Annotated in this window: 20 protein-coding genes; 6 read left to right on the top strand and 14 right to left on the bottom strand. The window is 50.4% G+C overall.

The window, feature by feature from the left end; genetic code table 11:
* Positions 1–75 precede the first annotated feature (75 nt).
* Positions 76–2415 (top strand): penicillin-binding protein 1C, encoded by a 2340-nt coding sequence (gene pbpC / locus IPN95_29130; protein MBK9453376.1) that lies wholly within the window; start codon positions 76–78, stop codon positions 2413–2415.
* Positions 2416–2495: 80 nt separating this feature from the next.
* Here pbpC and IPN95_29125 read toward each other — a convergent pair whose 3' ends face one another.
* The 9 genes from IPN95_29125 to IPN95_29085 all read right to left on the bottom strand — a co-directional run bounded on the left by IPN95_29125 (position 2496) and on the right by IPN95_29085 (position 8390).
* On the bottom strand, positions 2496–2990 hold the full coding sequence (locus IPN95_29125) for a hypothetical protein (protein MBK9453375.1): 495 nt from the start codon (positions 2988–2990) through the stop codon (positions 2496–2498).
* Positions 2991–3021: 31 nt separating this feature from the next.
* A complete protein-coding gene (locus tag IPN95_29120; GenBank protein MBK9453374.1) occupies positions 3022–3846 on the bottom strand; it encodes an ABC transporter substrate-binding protein in 825 nt (274 codons plus the stop codon).
* A 62-nt stretch (positions 3847–3908) separates the two neighbouring features.
* The gene (gene raiA / locus IPN95_29115; GenBank protein ID MBK9453373.1) at positions 3909–4205 is read right to left on the bottom strand and encodes a ribosome-associated translation inhibitor RaiA; all 297 of its coding nucleotides are present in this window, start codon (positions 4203–4205) and stop codon (positions 3909–3911) included.
* Positions 4206–4230: 25 nt separating this feature from the next.
* The gene (locus IPN95_29110; GenBank protein ID MBK9453372.1) at positions 4231–5127 is read right to left on the bottom strand and encodes a tyrosine-type recombinase/integrase; all 897 of its coding nucleotides are present in this window, start codon (positions 5125–5127) and stop codon (positions 4231–4233) included.
* A 95-nt stretch (positions 5128–5222) separates the two neighbouring features.
* The gene (locus IPN95_29105; GenBank protein MBK9453371.1) at positions 5223–5417 is read right to left on the bottom strand and encodes a 30S ribosomal protein S21; all 195 of its coding nucleotides are present in this window, start codon (positions 5415–5417) and stop codon (positions 5223–5225) included.
* Positions 5418–5556: 139 nt separating this feature from the next.
* Complete coding sequence (locus IPN95_29100) at positions 5557–6699, bottom strand: acyl-CoA dehydrogenase family protein (GenBank protein MBK9453370.1); 1143 nt, start codon at positions 6697–6699, stop codon at positions 5557–5559.
* Between the two features lie 123 nt (positions 6700–6822).
* Entirely contained in the window at positions 6823–7356 is a 534-nt protein-coding gene (locus IPN95_29095; protein MBK9453369.1) for an adenine phosphoribosyltransferase, read from the bottom strand.
* 63 nt (positions 7357–7419) lie between these two features.
* Positions 7420–7785 (bottom strand): helix-hairpin-helix domain-containing protein, encoded by a 366-nt coding sequence (locus IPN95_29090; GenBank protein ID MBK9453368.1) that lies wholly within the window; start codon positions 7783–7785, stop codon positions 7420–7422.
* Entirely contained in the window at positions 7722–8390 is a 669-nt protein-coding gene (locus IPN95_29085) for a helix-hairpin-helix domain-containing protein (protein ID MBK9453367.1), read from the bottom strand. Before IPN95_29085 ends, IPN95_29090 begins: the two co-directional genes overlap by 64 nt.
* A 241-nt stretch (positions 8391–8631) precedes the next feature.
* On the opposite strand from IPN95_29085, the gene IPN95_29080 reads away from it, so the two are divergent.
* Entirely contained in the window at positions 8632–10041 is a 1410-nt protein-coding gene (locus tag IPN95_29080) for a hypothetical protein (GenBank protein MBK9453366.1), read from the top strand.
* Between the two features lie 12 nt (positions 10042–10053).
* On the opposite strand, the gene IPN95_29075 is transcribed toward IPN95_29080, so the two are convergent.
* Together IPN95_29075 and IPN95_29070 are read right to left on the bottom strand one after the other, a co-directional pair.
* Complete coding sequence (locus IPN95_29075; protein ID MBK9453365.1) at positions 10054–10977, bottom strand: SDR family oxidoreductase; 924 nt, start codon at positions 10975–10977, stop codon at positions 10054–10056.
* Positions 10978–11025: 48 nt separating this feature from the next.
* Positions 11026–11541: a hypothetical protein gene (locus IPN95_29070; GenBank protein MBK9453364.1), complete on the bottom strand. Its 516-nt coding sequence runs from the start codon at positions 11539–11541 to the stop codon at positions 11026–11028.
* A 283-nt stretch (positions 11542–11824) separates the two neighbouring features.
* Here IPN95_29070 and IPN95_29065 point away from each other — a divergent pair, with 283 nt between their 5' ends.
* From IPN95_29065 to IPN95_29055, 3 genes are all read left to right on the top strand, one after another.
* Positions 11825–12127: a rhodanese-like domain-containing protein gene (locus IPN95_29065; protein ID MBK9453363.1), complete on the top strand. Its 303-nt coding sequence runs from the start codon at positions 11825–11827 to the stop codon at positions 12125–12127.
* A gap of 939 nt (positions 12128–13066) precedes the next feature.
* Positions 13067–13438 carry a DMT family protein gene (locus IPN95_29060; GenBank protein ID MBK9453362.1) on the top strand — a complete coding sequence of 124 codons (372 nt, stop codon included), beginning with the start codon at positions 13067–13069 and terminating at the stop codon, positions 13436–13438.
* Positions 13435–15120 (top strand): alpha-glucosidase, encoded by a 1686-nt coding sequence (locus tag IPN95_29055; protein ID MBK9453361.1) that lies wholly within the window; start codon positions 13435–13437, stop codon positions 15118–15120. Before IPN95_29060 ends, IPN95_29055 begins: the two co-directional genes overlap by 4 nt.
* Positions 15121–15234: 114 nt before the next feature.
* Here IPN95_29055 and IPN95_29050 read toward each other — a convergent pair whose 3' ends face one another.
* From IPN95_29050 to IPN95_29040, 3 genes are all read right to left on the bottom strand, one after another.
* Entirely contained in the window at positions 15235–16221 is a 987-nt protein-coding gene (locus IPN95_29050) for a hypothetical protein (protein ID MBK9453360.1), read from the bottom strand.
* A 65-nt stretch (positions 16222–16286) separates the two neighbouring features.
* Positions 16287–17630 (bottom strand): T9SS type A sorting domain-containing protein, encoded by a 1344-nt coding sequence (locus IPN95_29045; GenBank protein ID MBK9453359.1) that lies wholly within the window; start codon positions 17628–17630, stop codon positions 16287–16289.
* Entirely contained in the window at positions 17581–18186 is a 606-nt protein-coding gene (locus IPN95_29040; GenBank protein MBK9453358.1) for a LamG domain-containing protein, read from the bottom strand. The genes IPN95_29045 and IPN95_29040 overlap by 50 nt, the downstream gene beginning before the upstream one ends.
* A 198-nt stretch (positions 18187–18384) precedes the next feature.
* Between IPN95_29040 and IPN95_29035 the strand changes: the two genes are divergently transcribed.
* A complete protein-coding gene (locus IPN95_29035) occupies positions 18385–19347 on the top strand; it encodes a pirin family protein (protein MBK9453357.1) in 963 nt (320 codons plus the stop codon).
* Positions 19348–19375: the final 28 nt, after the last annotated feature.

The following is a 19375-nucleotide window of genomic DNA, read 5'->3' as shown; positions in this document are numbered from 1 at the left end:
AGCGAGAAGGCATTGCTTCTATGAGCCTTGCTGGGGTTCTAGCGAATACATCACGGAATTGAGCGACAATTCTTTATGGGAATAAAAATATTAGGTCAATGGATTTTGCGAGGGCGGAAAAAGCTCAATACCAGCCGAATGCGTTGGGCGTTCACCGCTGCGCTGCTGTCATTGGTATTTTTCCTTCTTCTCGATACGTTTTTTCCATTGCCGGCTCCCAAGCCTTTCAGTCCGGAAGTGCGTGCCTCAGACGGAAGCCTTCTGCGTTGTTACCTCAGCAAGGACGACAAGTGGCGGATGCAGGTGCATTTAGAAGATGTTCCGGCAGAATTACCCAAAGCACTGATTGCCAAGGAGGACCGCTGGTTTTATTGGCATCCGGGCGTCAATCCTTTGGCAATCGGAAGAGCTTTGTTTGGAAATGCAGCTTCAGGCGCGCGCAATTCGGGTGCGAGTACCATTACGATGCAGGTGGCGCGCATGATGGAACCCAAGCCGAGGACGATTTGGGGTAAAATCCAGGAGTCATTTCGGGCATTTCAGTTGGAATGGCATCATTCGAAGACCGAGATTTTGGAAATGTACATGAGTTACCTTCCTTATGGCGGCAATGTCGAGGGTGTTTCGGCGGCATCCCACATCTATTTTGATCGCCCTCCCTCCCAATTGAGCCTTTCACAATGTGTTTTGCTCACGGTCATTCCCAACCGCCCCAATTCCCTTCGGCCAGACGCCAACAGTCCGGAAACGCGGGAATCCCGAGACAAATGGCTCCGCCGCTTTAGCGAAAGGGGGATTTTCCCTGCTGCACAACTCACGGATGCCCTGACCGAAACCATTCCGACCGAGCGAAAAGAATTTGCCTACCATGCGCCACAATTCTGCGAATGGGTTCAGCGTCAAGCACCTGAATCCACAACCCAAACAACACTTTCCCCGAAAATTCAATTGTTGACGCAGAATCTCCTAGGAAATCATGTGCGTCGCGTACAGGCCTCCGGCATCTCCAATGGCGCTGCAATCGTCGTGGACAACCGCACGATGAACGTGCTTGCCTATTGCGGGTCGGCAGATTTCCACAACAAAGCCGCCTCTGGCGAGGTCGACGGAATCCATGCCGTCCGCTCGCCAGGCAGCACTTTGAAGCCTTTCATTTACGCAATGGCCTTCGATCAAGGCATTTTGACGCCCAAGATGAAGTTATTGGACGTACCGAAGGAATTCAGCGATTTCTCGCCCGTCAACTACGACCGCCAATTCCGGGGCGAAGTTTCCGCTGAAGAGGCCTTGCGTCATTCGCTCAATTTGCCTGCGGTGCGGCTGCTGAACGACATCGGCATTCACAATTTCATCTGGGCACTGCGTGAGGCTGGTTTTGCTTCGGTGAGCAAACACCACAAGGATTTGGGACTTTCATTGGCTTTGGGCGGATGCGGTGCAACGATGGAGGAATTGGTGCGTGCCTATGCGGCCTTGGCGAACGGCGGGGTGCTGCGGCCGCTACGGTTTCTGGAATCGGAACCGCAAACCAACAATGGCCATCGGATTTGCTCGGCAGAGGCAGCCTATATGGTCACCGAAATCCTCTCGGGCATCCAACGTCCTGATTTACCGCCATTGTTCCTGAGCCGCAGCAAATTGCCAAAAGTTGCCTGGAAAACCGGAACGAGCTTCGGCAGGCGCGACGCTTGGAGCGTTGGCTACAATCCGCGGTATACCATCGGTGTGTGGATGGGCAACATGGACGGCAGCCCCGTTTTGGAAATGTCGGGGAGCAAAACGGCCGTGCCTTTGATGCTCGACCTGTTCAATGCGATCGACTATGATGCGGATAAACATTGGTTTTCAAAGCCTGAGCGCCTGCGAGAGCGGGTGGTCTGCGCGGAAAGCGGGTTGCCTCCCGCGCATACCTGCACTCAGCTCACAAAGGATCTTACCATTCAAGGGGTTACAACTTCAGCTACTTGCCAACGCGACCGCGAAATCTTTACCAATCCGGAGGGAACCCTTCAATACTGTACAGCCTGCCTGCCCGCCTCGGGATACCAAAAGCGGCGCTTCAGCAACTTAAATCCCGAATTGACCTTGTGGATGGTGAGGTCGTCGTTGGATTTTCAGCGGCCACCAGCGCATAATCCGGAATGCGAGGGTGTATTTCATGTTGGCGGACCAGAAATTCATTCGCCCGCACAAGGAGAGACTTATTTTGTTGAAGCCGGGCAGGAGCTCTTGCTCCAAGCTGCACCTGATCCTGAATCAGAAATGCACTATTGGTTTGCTGATGGTGCCTTTCTCGGAGGCTGCGCTGCAGGTGAGCGATTTTTCTTCGCACCGCAAAATGGCAAAATTGAAGTCACATGCATGGACGACAAGGGACGGAAAAGAAACGTAAGCATCGCCATTGAACGTATCTGAACCAACCTGATGCAAAAAGAAGCGGGACAAATCCAGGTTGTTACCCCGATTTGTCCCGCCATTTTCATCCATCAGACGAATTAACGCTTCACAAAGACGCTGACATCTTCGCAAAAACCTAAACCATCCTGATACTTGACATGTGTTTCAATCCGGGCAGGGCTTTCGAGGTATTCGACATAACCAGAAATCTGGTATGAGCCCATTTTCTGGGATGAACCCAGCTGAAGCTTGCCTTCGCGCCAGCGGGCTTTGACAACTTCGCCTTCGTCAAGCAGGTTTCTTACGCGGTAAAGATTGGTGCCGGCATCCAGCACATCCACTACAATCTCAAAATTGTGTTCAGTCGCTGCGCATCCAGACTTGCCGGAATAAGTTGCTGCCAAAACGGCTGGGGGTAGGTCTGCAGGAATGTCAGTGCTAGGTTTTTCGGTGGCGTCGACAAGACTTACAAGTGAAGATTTCGCATTGGTCAGATTGGCTGATTCAGCCTTTTTCCAAGCCGCAAGTGGCAAAACCAACACAACAAGTAAGGACGTCACGATACCGAAGCGGAGCAGGGCATTCAAAGTCATAAGCAAAAACTTTTTAATTCCAGTATACAGTTCAAACCGAATCATGCAAAGATAAGGAAGCGAAAGTATCTTGCAACACCAGATTGAGATAATTTTCGACACCGATCAAGTGTGAACCATACCAACTAAACATTTCACCATCTACGATCCGGACAGCAGGTGTAGCCACAAGCTTCTGAACATCAACAATATGCAAATTTGTAAAAGGATAGGGCTCACTCGAAAGGAACACCATTTCCGGCATTTTCCCCCGAAATGTTTCTTTGGTTACAATCGGATAACGGCCATCCAGGGAGGCAGCCACATTGTGAAATCCACACTTTTTGAGCACAGAATCAATAAAAGTGTCAGCGCCAACGGCCATCCACGGATCTTTCCATATCAGATAAAGGCAAGAAACAGGTCTCGGCAAGGGGCAAATCGCATCGTAGGACGCCCTGATTTGCGACACGAGTCCGGCCGCCTTCGTCGCTGTACCCGTAATTTTGCCCAAGTCCGTCACCATCCTAGCTGAGGATTCCAGATCGCGGACGTCGGTGACGAAGACGGGCCACTCTGCTTCCAAGGCTGCAACCATCTCGGCGGTGTTCTCTTCCTTTTCGCCGATGATCAAGTCAGGCTTCAATGCCCGAATCCGATCAAAATCAACCAATTTGGTCCCGCCGATGTTCTTCACCTTCTTCAAAACCGACTTCGGATGAATACAAAACCGCGTTCGGCCGACAAGCCGCTCCCCTACCCCCAAGGCGACCAAGGTTTCCGTCTGTGACGGGCACAAGGAAACAATCCGCTGCGGGATTTGCGGCAAGTCAACCTGCCTTCCCAGGTGATCATATATGGAAATCGGAAACGACATCGCTGCAATATGGCGAAAAAAAAGAGCCTCACGGTGGAGGCTCTTTTTTTGTTCTTATCAGATCAGGTCCGCATTTTCTCTTTGTAGCGGGTCAATTGACGCTTCAAACTGTCGGTAGCGTTGTCGATACATTCTTCAAAAACAAAACTCTCCTCTTTGACAAGCAAGGACTCTCCGGGGACCAATATCTTGATTTCCACGGACTTCAACGAATGCTCGCCCTTCTTTTCAACGCGCAAATAAACCTGTCCGCTCGTGATTTTATCGAAAAACTGATCGAGCTTGTCGCATTTCTTTTGGATGTAGTCCAGAAGCTTCTGATCAGCATCGAAGTGGATTGACTGGATTTCAAGTTTCATCTATTCTTTATTTAAGTTTTGGTAATCAGGCCTTTGGATGGGCCTTTGAATATACATCTTTGAGTTTCGATATTGAATTGTGCACATACACCTGCGTCGCAGCAAGGCTCGTATGGCCCAACATTTCCTTGATCGCATTCAAGTCCGCGCCACGATCCAAAAGGTGTGTCGCGAAGGTATGCCGAAGAACGTGCGGACTCGTTTTGGTCAGGCTCGAAACCTGCTTGAGATACTTGTCCACCAATCGATGAACCAACCGATCGTAAATCGGTTCGCCGTCCGCCTTGAGAAAGAAATTTCCCCTGTAATCGAATCCGGCTTCGTCGCAAACCTGAATATAGGTTTTCATTGCTTTTGATGCACATCTCCCAAGCGGAACGACGCGTTCTTTGCGTCCTTTCCCCATCACTTTTACGGTGGCATTCAGAAAATCGATGTCCCGAAATTGCAGTCCAACGAGCTCCGAACGCCGCAATCCGCAGCTGTAAAGCAATTCCAAAACCGCGCAATCTCTAGTGCCCTCAAAATCAGCACCAAATTCGATGCCCTCAAACAACTGCCCAATGCTGTCGTGCTTGAGAAATGACGGAAGTTTTTTTTCGAATTTGGGAGACTTGACCTTGGTGACCGGATTTTGGGTTGCGAGGCCGGATTTGCGGAGGTAACGAAAATAGGCGCTGAGGCTTGCGACTTTCCGGGTAACACTGCGATTTCCTGCGCCACCATCAAGCAACTCGCCCATCCATACGCGGATCATGCGATGCGTAACGGCCTGAGCATCTTTTTCTTGGAAAATATCGAGGGAATAATGCTCCTTCAAAAAGGTATCGAAGGACTTCAAATCTTGCGTGTACGCTAAGATCGTATGCGGGGAATAATTCCGCTCCACTTGCAAGTATTGATGAAATTTCCCCTCGAGCATAAATGAAAATTACCTTCCACCTGATGGTGAAAGGTAAATATTTTTCATTCCCAATGCAATCTACTTACGCAGAAAACAGGGTTTAAATTCAGAAATCAATAGTTGTCGGCTGCGTAGTGCTCTTCGCGGCGACGGGCTTTTTTCATGAGCTCGCGGTTCTCGACCGAAGGCTTGATAAAGTACATACGGCCACGAACTTCGCGGAGGATGCCAGTTTTTTCAAACTTCTTCTTGTACCGGCGCAGTGCGCGGTCGATGCTCTCGTTTTCTTTGATTTTGATCAGAAGCATTGTATCACCTACTTTCTTAAATTCTAAAGAGTGGCAAAGATAGAAAAGGAATTGAGAATTGACAATTTAGAATGGAAAATTGTTGAAAATTTTCTGAAATTCAATTTCTCCACACGGAAAATCCCGACTTCAATGCTCATCAAATCTCCAGCAACTGCCTGGAAATCACGAGCAATTGAATTTCGCTTGTGCCTTCTCCGATCGTGCAGAGTTTGGAATCCCGGTAGAATTTCTCAACGGGATAATCCTTGACAAAGCCGTATCCGCCAAAGATTTGTACGGCCTCGTTGGAAATACGAACGCAGGCTTCGGAAGCGAAGAGCTTGGCCATCGCGCCTTCTGTGGTCACTTTTTGGCCCCGGTCTTTGAGGTCTGCGGCACGCATACACAGCAGCTCAGAGGCTTCAATCTCGGTCGCCATGTTGGCGAGTTTGAAGGCAATTGCCTGAAAATTCGATATGGACTTCCCGAATTGGCTACGCTCCTTGCTGTACTGCACTGAAGCCTCAAATGCGCCTTTTGCAACGCCCAGCGCCAAAGCAGCAATCGAAATCCTTCCGCCATCGAGAATTTGCATGGCTTGCTTGAAGCCAAAGCCAACCTCGCCAATGCGCTGACTGTCAGCGATGCGTACATCATCCATCAGCAATTCTGTCGTTTCCGAGGCGCGCATGCCGAGCTTGTCTTCTTTGCGGCCGCCACGGAACCCGGGCGTACCCCTTTCAATGATAAAAGCGGTACTGTTATTCTTCGCGTTGGGTTCGCCCGTGCGGGTCATCACCACCGCGACATCGCAGGAAATGCCGTGTGTAATGAAATTTTTGGCACCGTTGATCACCCAGCCGTCGCCATCGCGCATGGCCGTCGTTTTCATGTTGCCAGCATCGGAACCAGTATTCGGCTCGGTCAAGCCCCAGGCACCAATCCATTCGCCAGAGGCAAGCTTGGGCAGGTACTTGCGCTTTTGTTCTTCGCTGCCGTGATAATAGATGTGTCCGGTGCAAAGCGAATTGTGGGCTGCTACAGAAAGGGCAATCGACGGATCGATTTTTCCCAATTCGGAGATGGCGGTCACGTATTCCGCATAGCCAAAGCCCGAGCCGCCGTATTCTACCGGAACGAAAATGCCCAAAAGGCCCAATTCGCCGAGCTTTTTCATGCAATCCACAGGGAAATGCTGCGATTCATCCCATTCGCGGATGTAGGGCTTGATATGCTCCTCCCCGAATTTACGGATCATGTCGGCGATCATCCGCTGATTTTCGGACAGGGAAAGATCCATTTGGGAGGAGGTGGAAATACTGCTAACAGCCATGAAATTCGAATTTAGGCCTCAAAAATACGGTTCAAATCATTCGCAGAAAATGCCAAAACGCAAAATGTCGCCTTGGCCTCCCGAAAATGATCAATGATAATGAATGATCGCATGCACCTCGGAGCCGTCCTTGGACAAAACGGAGCGCCCATTGAGGAATGCCAGATCGATCATAAAACTGTATCCTGCTACTTTGGCCCCGAGCTGCCGCACGAGCATCGCCGAAGCGTTTGCGGTGCCGCCTGTCGCGAGCAAGTCGTCGTGGATCAGGACATTGTCTTGAGGTCCGACCGAACCTTTGACCATTTCAATCGTGGCATTCCCGTACTCGAGCGAATAGGAAATCGACGACGTCTCAGGCGGCAGCTTGCCTGCTTTGCGCACAATCACGAATCCTGCACCAAGAATTTGTGCAATCTGCGGGCCGAAAAGAAATCCTCGGCTTTCGATGCCGACGACGCGGGTAATGCCTTTGCCTTTCCAAGGCGCAGCCAAGGCTTCAGCGGTCTGCCGGATCAAATCCGGTTGAAGGAAAATAGGAGATATATCCTTGAAATTCACCCCTTTGATGGGAAAGTCCGGCACTTCCCGGATGTTTGACTTGAGCAGAGATTCGAGATCCATTCTTTTATCATTTTTGAAAGACCGTCGAATTTGAGCCAAAGAATCTGGAAATGCAACAGGAAATCAAAACACCAGATAAGGCTTGATCTTATCGAGCTTTTCGGGTGCGACGCCGAGAACTTGCTGCAAGGCGGCGAAGTCCACAAATGGGCCGTGTTTCTCGCGGTAGGCGACGAGTATCTTGGCTTCTTTGTAACCAAGGTACTTGTGTTTTCCGAGTTCGTCGACGCCCATCTCATTGATTTTCAGGTGCGGCATGGATTGCTTCGAATTACCGACGGAAAGGTAAGGCTTCATCCGTTCCAGATTCTCCGGCCGGATGCCCCAGACTTCCGACAATTGCTCCAAATTGTCGAAGTAGAAAATCAACGACCGGTATTTGACGATGTTGCGTGCCGTTCCGGGGCCAATGCCGCTGATTTCCACCAAGGCCGAAGAATCTGCAATGTTGATATCGAGCAATTGCCGTGAAAAGGTATTTTTTGCTGGAACGCTCGCTGAGGGTTGTGAGGCTTCGACCGCTGCTGGCGAATTCCCGGATTCGCTCGAACGCTGCGCGGCTGCCGCTTCAAATTTGCTGGAAGAAAAGCCATCCTTGTAGCTGCCACGAGGACGCTGGGATAGGATTGTTGGGCGTAGGGATTAAACTTTCCCTTTTTCAACGCTGCGAATGTCGTGGTGGTCGTATCCACAAAGACCTGTTCTTCAATGCGAATGAAATTTTCCGGCGTAATTCCCCATACTTTGAGCAGTTGGTCTGTATGCGTGAATCCGCCAATCAGACTGCGGTACTTAACGATGCGGCGGGCACTTGCCGGACCGATTCCTTTGACGGTTTGAAGAAGCGTAGTGTCGGCTGTATTGAGTTCGATGCGCGCGGATTTCGGTTTTTCGGGGCCTTCGGATGCTGTTTCTATAAGCGGCGCGCTATTTTCAAGGTGTCGCGCACGTAGCCGCCATCCCGCGAGGAGCACCAATGCAGCCAAGCCAATCAGCAGGCCACGCTTTTGTGCATTGTTGAGTTTGTGAACCATCGTTTATTGTTTTTGAGTTTTGTGCTGCGAAGTAACGCAATGCAAAAAGGCCGCGCAGGGAGAATGTATAAACGGGTCATCTGGGAGGACGAAGTGGCAGGTTCAATTATCCAACGGGCATTTCTCCAGGACGAAGTGGCACTCCCAGCATTGCGATCCTAAAAGGGTTCACTTCCTTTTGCTTTGGTTTTGCCAAGGTAAATGTCCATTTTCGTGGCTGCCTGAAACTGGGCATCCATCTATGCCGCGTTTTCTCAAAATCACCCTTCTGGTTACTGCAGCCACACTTTTGTTGTGCTTCTTGGCGTTTTACAATGGCTTTCCATTGCTCTATCCCGACACCGGAACCTATATCCACAGCGGCTTCACCGGGCAATTGCCGATCGACCGGCCGATATTCTACGGCATGTTCCTGCGGCATGCAAGTCTTGCTGCGTCCCCTTGGCTGGTAATCTTGGTACAGTCCGCCATCCTGGCCTGGCTCCTTCTCATAACGCTCAGGCGATTTGTGTCCGAGCGCCGCATTGCATATTATTACATCTTCACGGTGCTCTTCCTCATCTATACCACGGGCATCTCTTACTACGCAAACCTCCTGATTCCTGATATTTTCACCCCGATCCTTTTCTTGTCGGCGTTTAATCTCGCCTTTTTCACGGAACTCACTTGGTCACAAAGAATACCGTTGGCGATGCTGCTCATGCTTGCATTGAGCACCCATCTTTCCAATTTGCCGACGATCGTGGTTGCGATGATGGGTTGCGCATTGCTGGGTTGGATCCGGAGGAAGCGCAGCAAGGTTCCCTTCCAAGGGAAGAGCTTGGCGATCGTGGCTGGATTGGTGGCCATCACCTACTTGCTGATCCCCGGCTTCAATGCCCTGAAGGATGGCCATTTCCGTTATACGGCGGGTAGCAGCATCTTTATGGCCAACCGATTGCGCGACTTGGACCTGGTCAAGAGGTTCCTGGACGAGGATTGCCCCAACCATGACTGGAAACTTTGTCCGTACAAGGGCGAACTGTATGGCGACTTTCTATGGGATGCAGCCAATAGTCCGCTTTACAAAACAGGCGGCTGGGAGGCTAACTTCGAGGAATATTCAAATATGAACCGCCAAATTCTGCTGCGTCCTTCGCTTCTCTCAAGTTATGCGCGTGCTTGCTTTGAGGATGGTAGCAGACAGTTTTTTGTATTTGAGACCGGTCCAGCAGGCGCATTTCCTGAAGCGTCGCCACCGGTTGAGAACTTGAAGACTTTTTTCCCATCCAGTACGCGTGCCTGTCTGGGGGCTAAGCAGATCAAGGGGCAACTTGACTTCACGGCACTTAATGGACGCCAAGAGATGGTGGTGTTTGTGAGCTGGGGCCTGCTTTTATTGGTCGCAATGGCGGGTTCGCGATTTCAGCGGTTACCGGCAGACCTACGCTGGTTTCTGATTTGGTTACTTTCCTTCTCCGTCGTGAATTGCTTTATCTGCGCTTCGTTGGCCATGGTAGATCCTCGTTACCAAGGTCGGATGGTATGGCTGTTTCCGTTCGCGGCGTTGATGGTGATCTTTGTCTATTTGGAGCGATACGAAATCCCGGAGCGAGCGAAAAGGTGGCTGAAAGGAAAACATCTCCTCCAAGATTCCCAAAGCGAGGATTGAGCGATCTTCAAGTCACTTATCCTCTTCCCAGTCATTCAACTGCCTTTCCACGATGGCCAATGCTTCGCGGAACGTCCTTGGACGGTAGCCGAGTTCGGTTTGGGCTTTGAGGATGATGAATCCCGTCTTCAAAGGGCGTGTTGCCGCTTGGTTGAGCATATTGCTTTCAACCGGGGTGATCAGTTTTTTGTCCAATTTCCAGTGATCCGCGACCATTTGCACCATTTCGCAGATGCTATACATATCCGGCCCGGAAATGTTGTAAATGCCACTTTTGTCCTTCATGGTCATCAACACAACCCCTTCGGCAAGGTCCTCTGCTAAGGTCGGACAACGAATTTGATCGTTGACCACGTTGATGGGTTTGCCTTCCTCCAATGATTTTTTTGCCCAGAGCACAAAGTTGCTGCGGGACATGTCGGCGACGACGCCAAACACGAGCATCGTGCGGGCAATCGCGTAGGGCACGCCCGACATGATCACCAAATTCTCTGCCTCCAACTTGCTTTTGCCGTACCAAGACAACGGGTTCGGTGTTCCCTTTTCGGTGTAGGGTCCAGCATTTCCATCGAAAATGAAGTCGGTGGAAATATGGATCATTCGCGTCTCAAACTCCTTGCAAAGCGCCAATTGTGTTTCGACAGCCTTGACATTCAACTCCCAACAGGCTTCCTGCTCCTTTTCGCATTGATCGACGTTGGTCATCGCCGCGGTGTTGATGATCTCCGTCGGTTCGTATTTTTCAAAGATCCTCCGCACCTCATCCGGCTTGGTGATGTCCATTTTTTCATAGACATAACCCTCGTCCATCGGATTGCGGTTTTCGCCAACGCCTGTTGCGATCAAGTGAACAGCATCACGGCGAGACAATTTTTGTACAAGTTTCTGACCGAGCAAGCCGTTGGCACCGGTAACGAGGATAGTTTTTGCGATCATAGGAACAGAAGTTTAGCCACGAAGACACTAAGACACGAAGAAAAGGTCCTATTCAAACTGTCGGAATGGGAAATGGTGGGCGCCTTTGCGTTCGATTTCATCGATTCCGAGTTCGAGGTCGGCATTGGGAAGGGCGCCGAGGTTGTGGCGTTGGCCTCCTTGCAAGGTTTTGCCAAGGACCACGCGTTTGGTGCCATCCATGCGCACACTATATTCTATGGTGTAGTAGTGAAGCTTGCTGGATTCGGCATCGAATTGAATGATTCCAAAGTAAGCCTCGGGTGGTGCAATGGGCTCGGGCATGGTGATCACGACCAAATCCCGTCCCTCCTCCCCCTTGCGAAAGGTCGCCTTCAGCCCCTCGGGCTCAAAAAATTCGAGATTCTGCGAAGCAGCGGTCCGGTTCCAAGCCTCCTTCAGATATTCTCCACTTGTCTCGGCGTCAGCAAGTACACGCCAGACACTGAGGCCGTTGTCACCAAACAACATCATCGGAAGCATCCGATAGGCAAACGAATAATGCAGTTTCCGGCTCTGCGAGGCCATTTGGAACATTTTCTCCATCTCTTGTAAGGGCAACCGCCCGTCTCAGCATTTTCCCACTAGGTCGGAAAAGTTCGGGAATTCTTTCCACATAACTGAGCATAATTTGAGCAGAATTCACAGAATTTATAGAATCAATTGGGGGTGTTGAATTTCAATGCGGTTGGTTGAGGTAGGAGGAACGGCCGCAGGTGGGACTGGTTCGAATTCTCATGGTAACCTTGGTTACACCTTGGGTTTGGAAAGCTGTTCATCTTTGCCTCGTTAACTTCTTGTAGTACATCATCATTAAACAGTATTCGATATGGGACTTTTCAGCAGTCTTTTTGGTAAGTCAGTAGATTTTGCAGATTTGATCGCAAAAGGTGCAAAGATCATTGACGTTCGTTCGCCAGCAGAGTTTCGCGGCGGGCATGTGAAGGGTTCGGTGAACATTCCGCTGGACCGCATCCGTTCCGAAGTGGCAAGCCTGAAAAAAGCTGGCAAGCCAGTCATCCTTTGCTGTGCATCCGGCAACCGCAGCGGCAGCGCGACAAGCATCCTCCAAGCAGAAGGCATCGATGCCCACAACGGCGGTCCATGGACGACGGTGAATCGCTTCGTCTGAATCAGAATTTGAGCAGAATTCTTAGAATTTTCAGAATCGGTGTTGGTGTTGAATTCTGCGGGTTTGAATCAGAATTTACAGGATTTGCAGAATTTCCGGAATGGGGTCGTGCCCACGTTCTGGAAATTCTGTCGATTTTGGGAACAAACCCATGATAGCTTAAATGGAATCGGCAACAAGGCAAAGCATACCTCAATTGGGACCATGTCAAGTCCACTTCTTATTGAAAACGCCTAAGCCTACTTTGAAGATCTTTTTGGGATCCCCGGGTAGGGAAATTCGACGTGGTGACTTGGATCATTTTGTCCATGATTTTGTGGCTCCAAGTCACGATTAACCGAACAAGGTCCCACGCTTGTTTGCAGGACTCTTTTGTTCCGATTGGATTTGCTTGCAATTCACAGCTGATTTTGCTCTCTTACAACCTGCTGCGCAGAAGTCCTGTGTGGCGAGAATGTGCCGAACAGCTTTTCGTTGACGCAGTATAAGTCCTTTAAACTACCTCAGCCATTCTGACTGGTTTTGAATCAAGACCATTAGTTGCTGTTCCTCAACCATGATATCAGGCAGGAAAAGTGATTGTAAACGTTGACGTGTGTTCTCATCACCTTGTCGGGATTGAGGGTACTTGATTGTTTTTCATCCATATGTTGCTTTTATTCAAAATAGCGCAACTTTCAGAATACAAGAATATTCCCGATTTTGCTAACTTTCCATTTGGTAACCCTTAAAACAACGGATATTTGCTTGCTGCGATTTTTTGCTTTTAAACCTGGTAAGCTTGTGTGGCGGTGCAGAATGATTCTTCGCTCCATTTGGAAAGTTTCCAAGCTAATGGAAGCAGAATACTCCAGGAATAGCGTATAGTTTCAAGGCCTTCTGCTAATTCTGACGAATTCTGTATCTCAGAATGCGTAGGTTATTCAATTCTGCTCCTTTATGACGCGTGCCATCTCCTCCATCCTGCTCCTTGTCGCTTCGAATGCCTTTATGACGCTCGCTTGGTACGGGCACCTGAAATTTAAAGGCATGAAGGGCTTTGAGAGCCTCGGACTATTCGCGGTGATCCTGATTTCCTGGGGAATCGCCTTTTTTGAATACTGTCTGCAAGTCCCGGCGAATCGGTTGGGGCACCAAGACTATGGCGGGCCGTTTTCATTGCTGGAAATGAAAGTGATTCAGGAAGTCATCACCTTGGTGATTTTCGTGTTGTTTTCACTGCTATTTTTCAAAACCGAACAATTTCGGTGGAACCATCTCATCGGATTTGTTTTGCTGATGGGCGCCATCTTTTTCTTCTTCAAAAAGTGAATCGACTCCTCATCTTCCTCCTCTTGATGTCGCTTTCCCTGCCCATGATCGCCCAAGAAACGGCCCCGTGGTGGCAATCCACGAGTATTTACCAGATTTATCCGCGCTCGTTCCAAGACAGCAATGGCGACGGTATCGGCGATTTGCAAGGCATCATTTCCCGCTTGGATTATGTAAAGGAATTGGGATTTGAGACCATCTGGATTTCGCCGTTTTATGCGAGTCCGCAGGCGGATTTTGGCTATGACATCAGCGATTACCGCAGCATTGCGCCCGAATATGGCACGATGAAAGATGCCGAGCAGTTGATCGCAGCGGTGCATCAACGCGGGATGAAGATTGTGTTTGACATGGTGCTCAACCATACAAGCGCTCAGCATCCTTGGTTTCTCGAATCCAAAAGCAGCCGCGACAATCCCAAGGCCGATTGGTATATCTGGCGCGATGGCAAAGGGAAAAACGGCCAACGTCCGCCAACAAATTGGACGAGCATTCCGGGACCTCCCGGATGGCAGTATTCCGCGCAGCGCCAACAATGGTATTTCGCCTCTTTCCTCCCCTTTCAGCCGGATTTGAATTGGGCGAATCCCGAGGTGAAGGCGGCAATGAAGGATGTATTGCGCTTTTGGCTGACGAAGGGTGTCGATGGTTTCCGCTTGGACATTTTTAATGCCATCGTCAAGGATGACCAATTTCGGGACAATCCCGCGTCGCTGCATTATATCCCGACCAAGGACGGCATGCATGCGCGTTTCCAAAAGCGCATCCATACGGTCAATCATCCCGGAAACTTTGCCTTAGCCAAGGAAATTCGGGCTACCATTGACGAATTTCCCGACCGGTTTTTGGTGGGCGAAGTGTTTGGCGCGCATCCGACGATCAGCAAATTCCTCGGCGAAAATCAGGATGGACTCAACCTGATTTTCCTGTTTGACATGCTATTTTACAAGTATGATGCTGCTTTTTTCAGGGAACGTTTGGTGGAATACAACCGATATTATGCATCGCCGCGCGTGCCGACGTTTGTGGTCGGCAACCATGACAACAAACGCAGCATTGGGCGGGTGAAGGGCGATTTGGAAAAGGCGAAACTGTTGGCCGTTTTGCAAATGACCACGCGGGGCGTTCCCGTGGTGTATTATGGGGAGGAAATCGGCATGTTGGATGCGGAAATCGACAAAAAAGATGCCCTGGATCCGATCTCGCACATGTACGGGTCGGTGCCCACGTGGCTGCGCAAACGTATGCCCGTGCCGCTCAACCGCGACGTTTGCCGCACGCCCATGCAATGGGATTCGACAGCAAATGCAGGGTTTACGACCGTGGATGCAAAGCCTTGGTTACCGATTTCAGGTGAATTGGAACAGCGGAATGTCGCTGGGCAAAGTGTGGATCGCAGTTCGTTGTTTTCCTCCTACAAGGCCTTGCTTCAATTGCGAAAACTGCATCCTGTCTTTTCGCAAGGCGCATTAAAGGTGGTGCAAGAGTCGGTCAGCGGGAGAAATGTCCTAATGTACATCAAAACACTGGGCGAACAGGAATTGACCGTCGTCGCCAATTTCGGGAACAAGGAAATTCAATTGCCGGAATCGACACGCAATCTACCGATGGTTTTCACGATGGGATGGAACGGCAGCGAGGGAATCGGACCCAATGGTTGTATCCTGTTTTTGCGCGACTAAGAACTGACCGAAGCAAGCCTATTTCGACTGCAATCCAAAGTTGCCTCAAATGCAGGGCCTTGGGCTTTTTCTGCGACGTTCTTTTTAATTGCAAAAAAACGGCAACCATTCAGCTTATTTCACAAACTTCGTCCCATCCCAATACAGCTTTTCTCCTGATGGCAAGAGAATTGCATCCGAAAGGACCTGCCCATCGCAGCTGATGTCCTCGGTATCTGATTCGGAGCCGCCTGTTGATTTGACATCTGCAGGCAAGACAGTTTTGGTGACATCTACGGCACCATCGGCATATTTGTATACCGTCAATTCGTAGCCGCAGCTGCTTCCTGAAATGCCTCCGGACATCTCGTCGTTTTCATCGTAGGATTTTTCAAAGCCAGTATAGGTGGAAAAGTGCACAACAAACACGCCTGCCTCGGAGGGCAACAATTGGTAAATTTCCGTGTAATCCGAGGAGCGCGCCGTCGAATTGTAGCTGGTATAATATTCCAACCTGGTCGGGGTAAACACGTCGATTCCGCCACCCCAATTGGGAGCGAAATTCGTAATCGTGCCGTTAGGAGCCTCCCATTGTGCATCATCGATTTTGGCGCCCTCCGCATCGGGCTCTGCCTGCAGCAACTCCCGCAATACAGCAAAGTAGCTGACAATCGCGGAGGATTTTACATTGGCTTCGGCGGCCGTCAAAACAAAAGGCATCGTCTTTGCGGGTTCGGTGAGCGTCCAATTTCCGGTGACTTTTTTGAGTTTCGGATCCCAACGGCCTTCGAAGCGCTCCTTCGGATTTTCGTTGTCCCCCACCGTGAGCATTAGCAATCCCTTCGAAGGGGAAAGTGTGCCATTCAATGGAATCGGCTTCAATTGCGTGCGGTAGAAGTATTTTCCGCGCACATCAATGTTGTCCGTGCCGCTATTGTTAAAGAAGTACTTGCCCGTCTCGAGCTGCAGCACCATGTCGATTCGGATTTTTGTTCCCAAAATGCCTGTGAGGTGGACGTCGTCGGCGACTTGGACTTCTTCGTCGAGGGTTGAGGCAGGCAGGGTTTGGATTAAGAACAGGAATCCCAATCCCAAAAACAATGATTTACAAATACTTACCATGTCGAATTTTACATTTCAAATACATTCGAAGAAAAGAATGTGCAAGCTCATTTTCCAACTTGCCATCAGCGATTCACAACCACGCGCATCGCCGCAATACCATCGGTTCCGTGCACCTTCAACGTATACACTCCATTTGCAACGGTTCCCAGATTGAGATTTTGTTTCCCTGCTCCGAGCATCGATTCCCAAACGATTTGCCCTACTGCATTCCGAACTTCAACTTTGACAAGCCCCGTGAGGGTTGCAGGCAATTCCAAAACAAAGCTACCCTTATTGGGATTAGGATAGAGTGCAATCGACGGTGCGGGTCCATTTCCGACGCCCACCACGGTCACTGCATAGCAGCTCGAAGTATCCGAGCAGCCATTTTCCGTCACCACAACCGCATAATTTCCGCTCGTCGTCGGTGTAAAGCTGCTATTCACTTCGCCTGAGATCGGGAAACCCGTCGAGCAGTCGATCCACTGATAAGTTGCGCCGGTAGCCGAAGCAGTGAGGGTAATGGCAGCGACGGAAACCGCTGTGTCCACAACAAATACATCCACCGTGGTATTGATACTGCTATCACATCCGGCAATGGTCTGAAAGGCACTAATATGGGAAACTTGCGTCGTAATATTGCTCTGTACCGATCCGTCAGGGAATGTATAGTTTCCGCCATTGCAGACGGTGTCTAGCACAAAATAGAAGTAATTGGGCGTAACATCGACCGTGGTCACGATGATGCTATCGCAGCCTGCCAACGTCTGCAACGTGCTCGTATGCACGACTTGCACCGTAATATTCGTATCCAAAGAACTGTCTGGAAACAAATAACTGCCGCCACTGCAAACGATGGCCGATTGCGTGAGGTTGTAGCTCGGCAGCACATCTACCGTTGTCACGATCACGCTGTCACAACCCGCAAGCGTTTGCAGGTTGCTTGTTTGCACCACTTGCGCCGTAATATTGGATTGCGTGGATCCGTCGGGAAACGTGTAACTGCCGCCGCTGCAAACCCATGCCGAATCTTGCACATTGTATGTCTGATTGACATCCACCGTCGTCACAATCACGCTGTCACAGCCGTTCGTGGCCGTCAAAGTGCTTGTTTGAACGACTTGCGCTGTGATATTGGACTGCGTGCTGCCGTTGGGGAAAGTGTAGCTTGCTCCTAGGCAAACTGATGCATTCGCAGCAATATTGTAGCCCCCGGTTGCATTGCCATTGGAGGTGATATTGACGGTAGAGGCAATCCAGTTGGAGGTCGTTCCAGTCAATGCAAAGTTGGAAAGTGTGCCGTTGTTGGCATTCCCGGAATAATCTGAAAGCGTCGTCACACCCGCATTGTTGCCGCCTGCAGTGCCGTGGTTGAAGTCATAATAAGCCACCAAATTGGTCTGCGGACCTGTGAAATGACGGTTCATATTGCTTTGAATTTCGCATTGCGTGCGGGCTGTACTCCAGATTCTCACTTCGTCGATGGCACCCGGAAAATATTGTGCACCCGCCGGGACGCGTGCCCAATGTCAGCAAGCCGCTCGTCCCTGTTGAGGATGATCCGCCCGGGGATGAAGCCTGCAAAACGCCGTTAAAAAACACCGCTACGGCATTCGTTCCGGCTGTCCAGCGCGCGGCAACATGCGTCCATTGGTTGCTGGGCAAGGTTGCGGTGGTCGCCGCGCTGTAATTCGTCCCATTTGCTACGACGTAAAAATAGATGTTGTTCGTTCCGCCAGTGCTCATCGTAGCGAAGCTATTGGTGGTGGATTGCGCATAAATGATCCGGCTGAAGATCGCGCCCGTCGGATACACCCAAGCTTCCATTGTGAAGCTATTGGCGGTGAGATTGCTGAAAAGGCTGGGCACCGTGGCAACGACCTGATCGTTGGCCCCGTCAAAGTGCAGCGCATTGCCTGATTGGGCTTTTACAATGAAAAAAGAAAGCAAGAGACTCAACAACAACACGTAGAAACTTTTCATCGAATGTGATTTTGATAGCCAAAGGTTAAAATTCGGAGAAAAAGCGAAGGTTTACAAGCTGCTTTCGAAGCGTTGAAAATAGGCTCCCCTGAAAATTACTGACAATGAACACATTACACATTCCGGCACCTCCAAACATCGTTCTTACTAATTGGTTATCTTTCATTCGGTATTGTCTTCCAATTCGACTCCAAACGCATGAAACGCAAGGAATTCATCAAAACATCGGCCATCATCGGCGCTAGTCTCGCGGTGCCGGGCATTCTCAAATCTGCTTCCGGGCTGCTCGCAGGCGAATCGACGCGCAAAGTCGCGGAAATTCTGAACATGCAACGCGAGATGGTCGGGACGCTGCCGATTTTGCGGGCATTTGCTGGGGATCGGCAGGATTTGGTGTCGCCGTATGTTTTGTTTGACGAATTCGGGCCTGTCACGATGTCCGCAGGCGCGAAGCCCCTGCGTGTCGGCGCGCACCCGCATGCGGGCGTGATTCCGACGACGTTTTTCCTTTCGGGAAATGGCCACCACAAAGACAGCCTCGACTACGATTTCCAGATCGGGAAAGGCGATTTTATGATGTTCAGCTCGGGACGTGGCGCGATTCACATGGAAGAAACCGGCAAAATGCTCCACGACGAAGGCGGCATTTACCACGGCTTCCAAATCTGGCTCAACATGCCCTCCGCCTATAAATTGGACGCCCCGGCGACCTTGCTCTTCGCAGAAAAGGACTTTGGCAAAATTGACACCGAGAAGGTCAAAGGCACGGTCGTCCTCGGCGAATTCGGCGATGCGAAGTCCAAAATCGAGACGCTGAGCCCCGCATTTTATTACCACATGCACCTCGCAGCCGACACGCGGCTCGACATTCCCACCGATCCGACCCACAACTTCATCCTCTACCTCGTCAACGGCGACCTCGAATTGGAAGGTCAAAAAGTCCTGAAAACCAATCAAGTCGCCCTTTACCACCGTGGCGAAAGTACCGTCCAACTCTATGCCAAGGAAAACGCCGAAATCCTCGTGTTGGGTGGTCAGCCGCTGAATGAAGTCGTCTATTCCTACGGACCGTTTGTGATGAACACGGAGGAGCAGATTCGGCAATGTATTCTGGATTATCAGACCGGAAAGATGGGTGATCCGCAGTTGGTGGATCGTTAATGCCATTTTTGTATGACTTTTCATTCAA

Source organism: Bacteroidota bacterium (assembly GCA_016718825.1).
Classification (GTDB): Bacteria; Bacteroidota; Bacteroidia; order J057; family JADKCL01; genus JADKCL01.
This window is presented reverse-complemented; position numbering and strand designations above follow the sequence as displayed.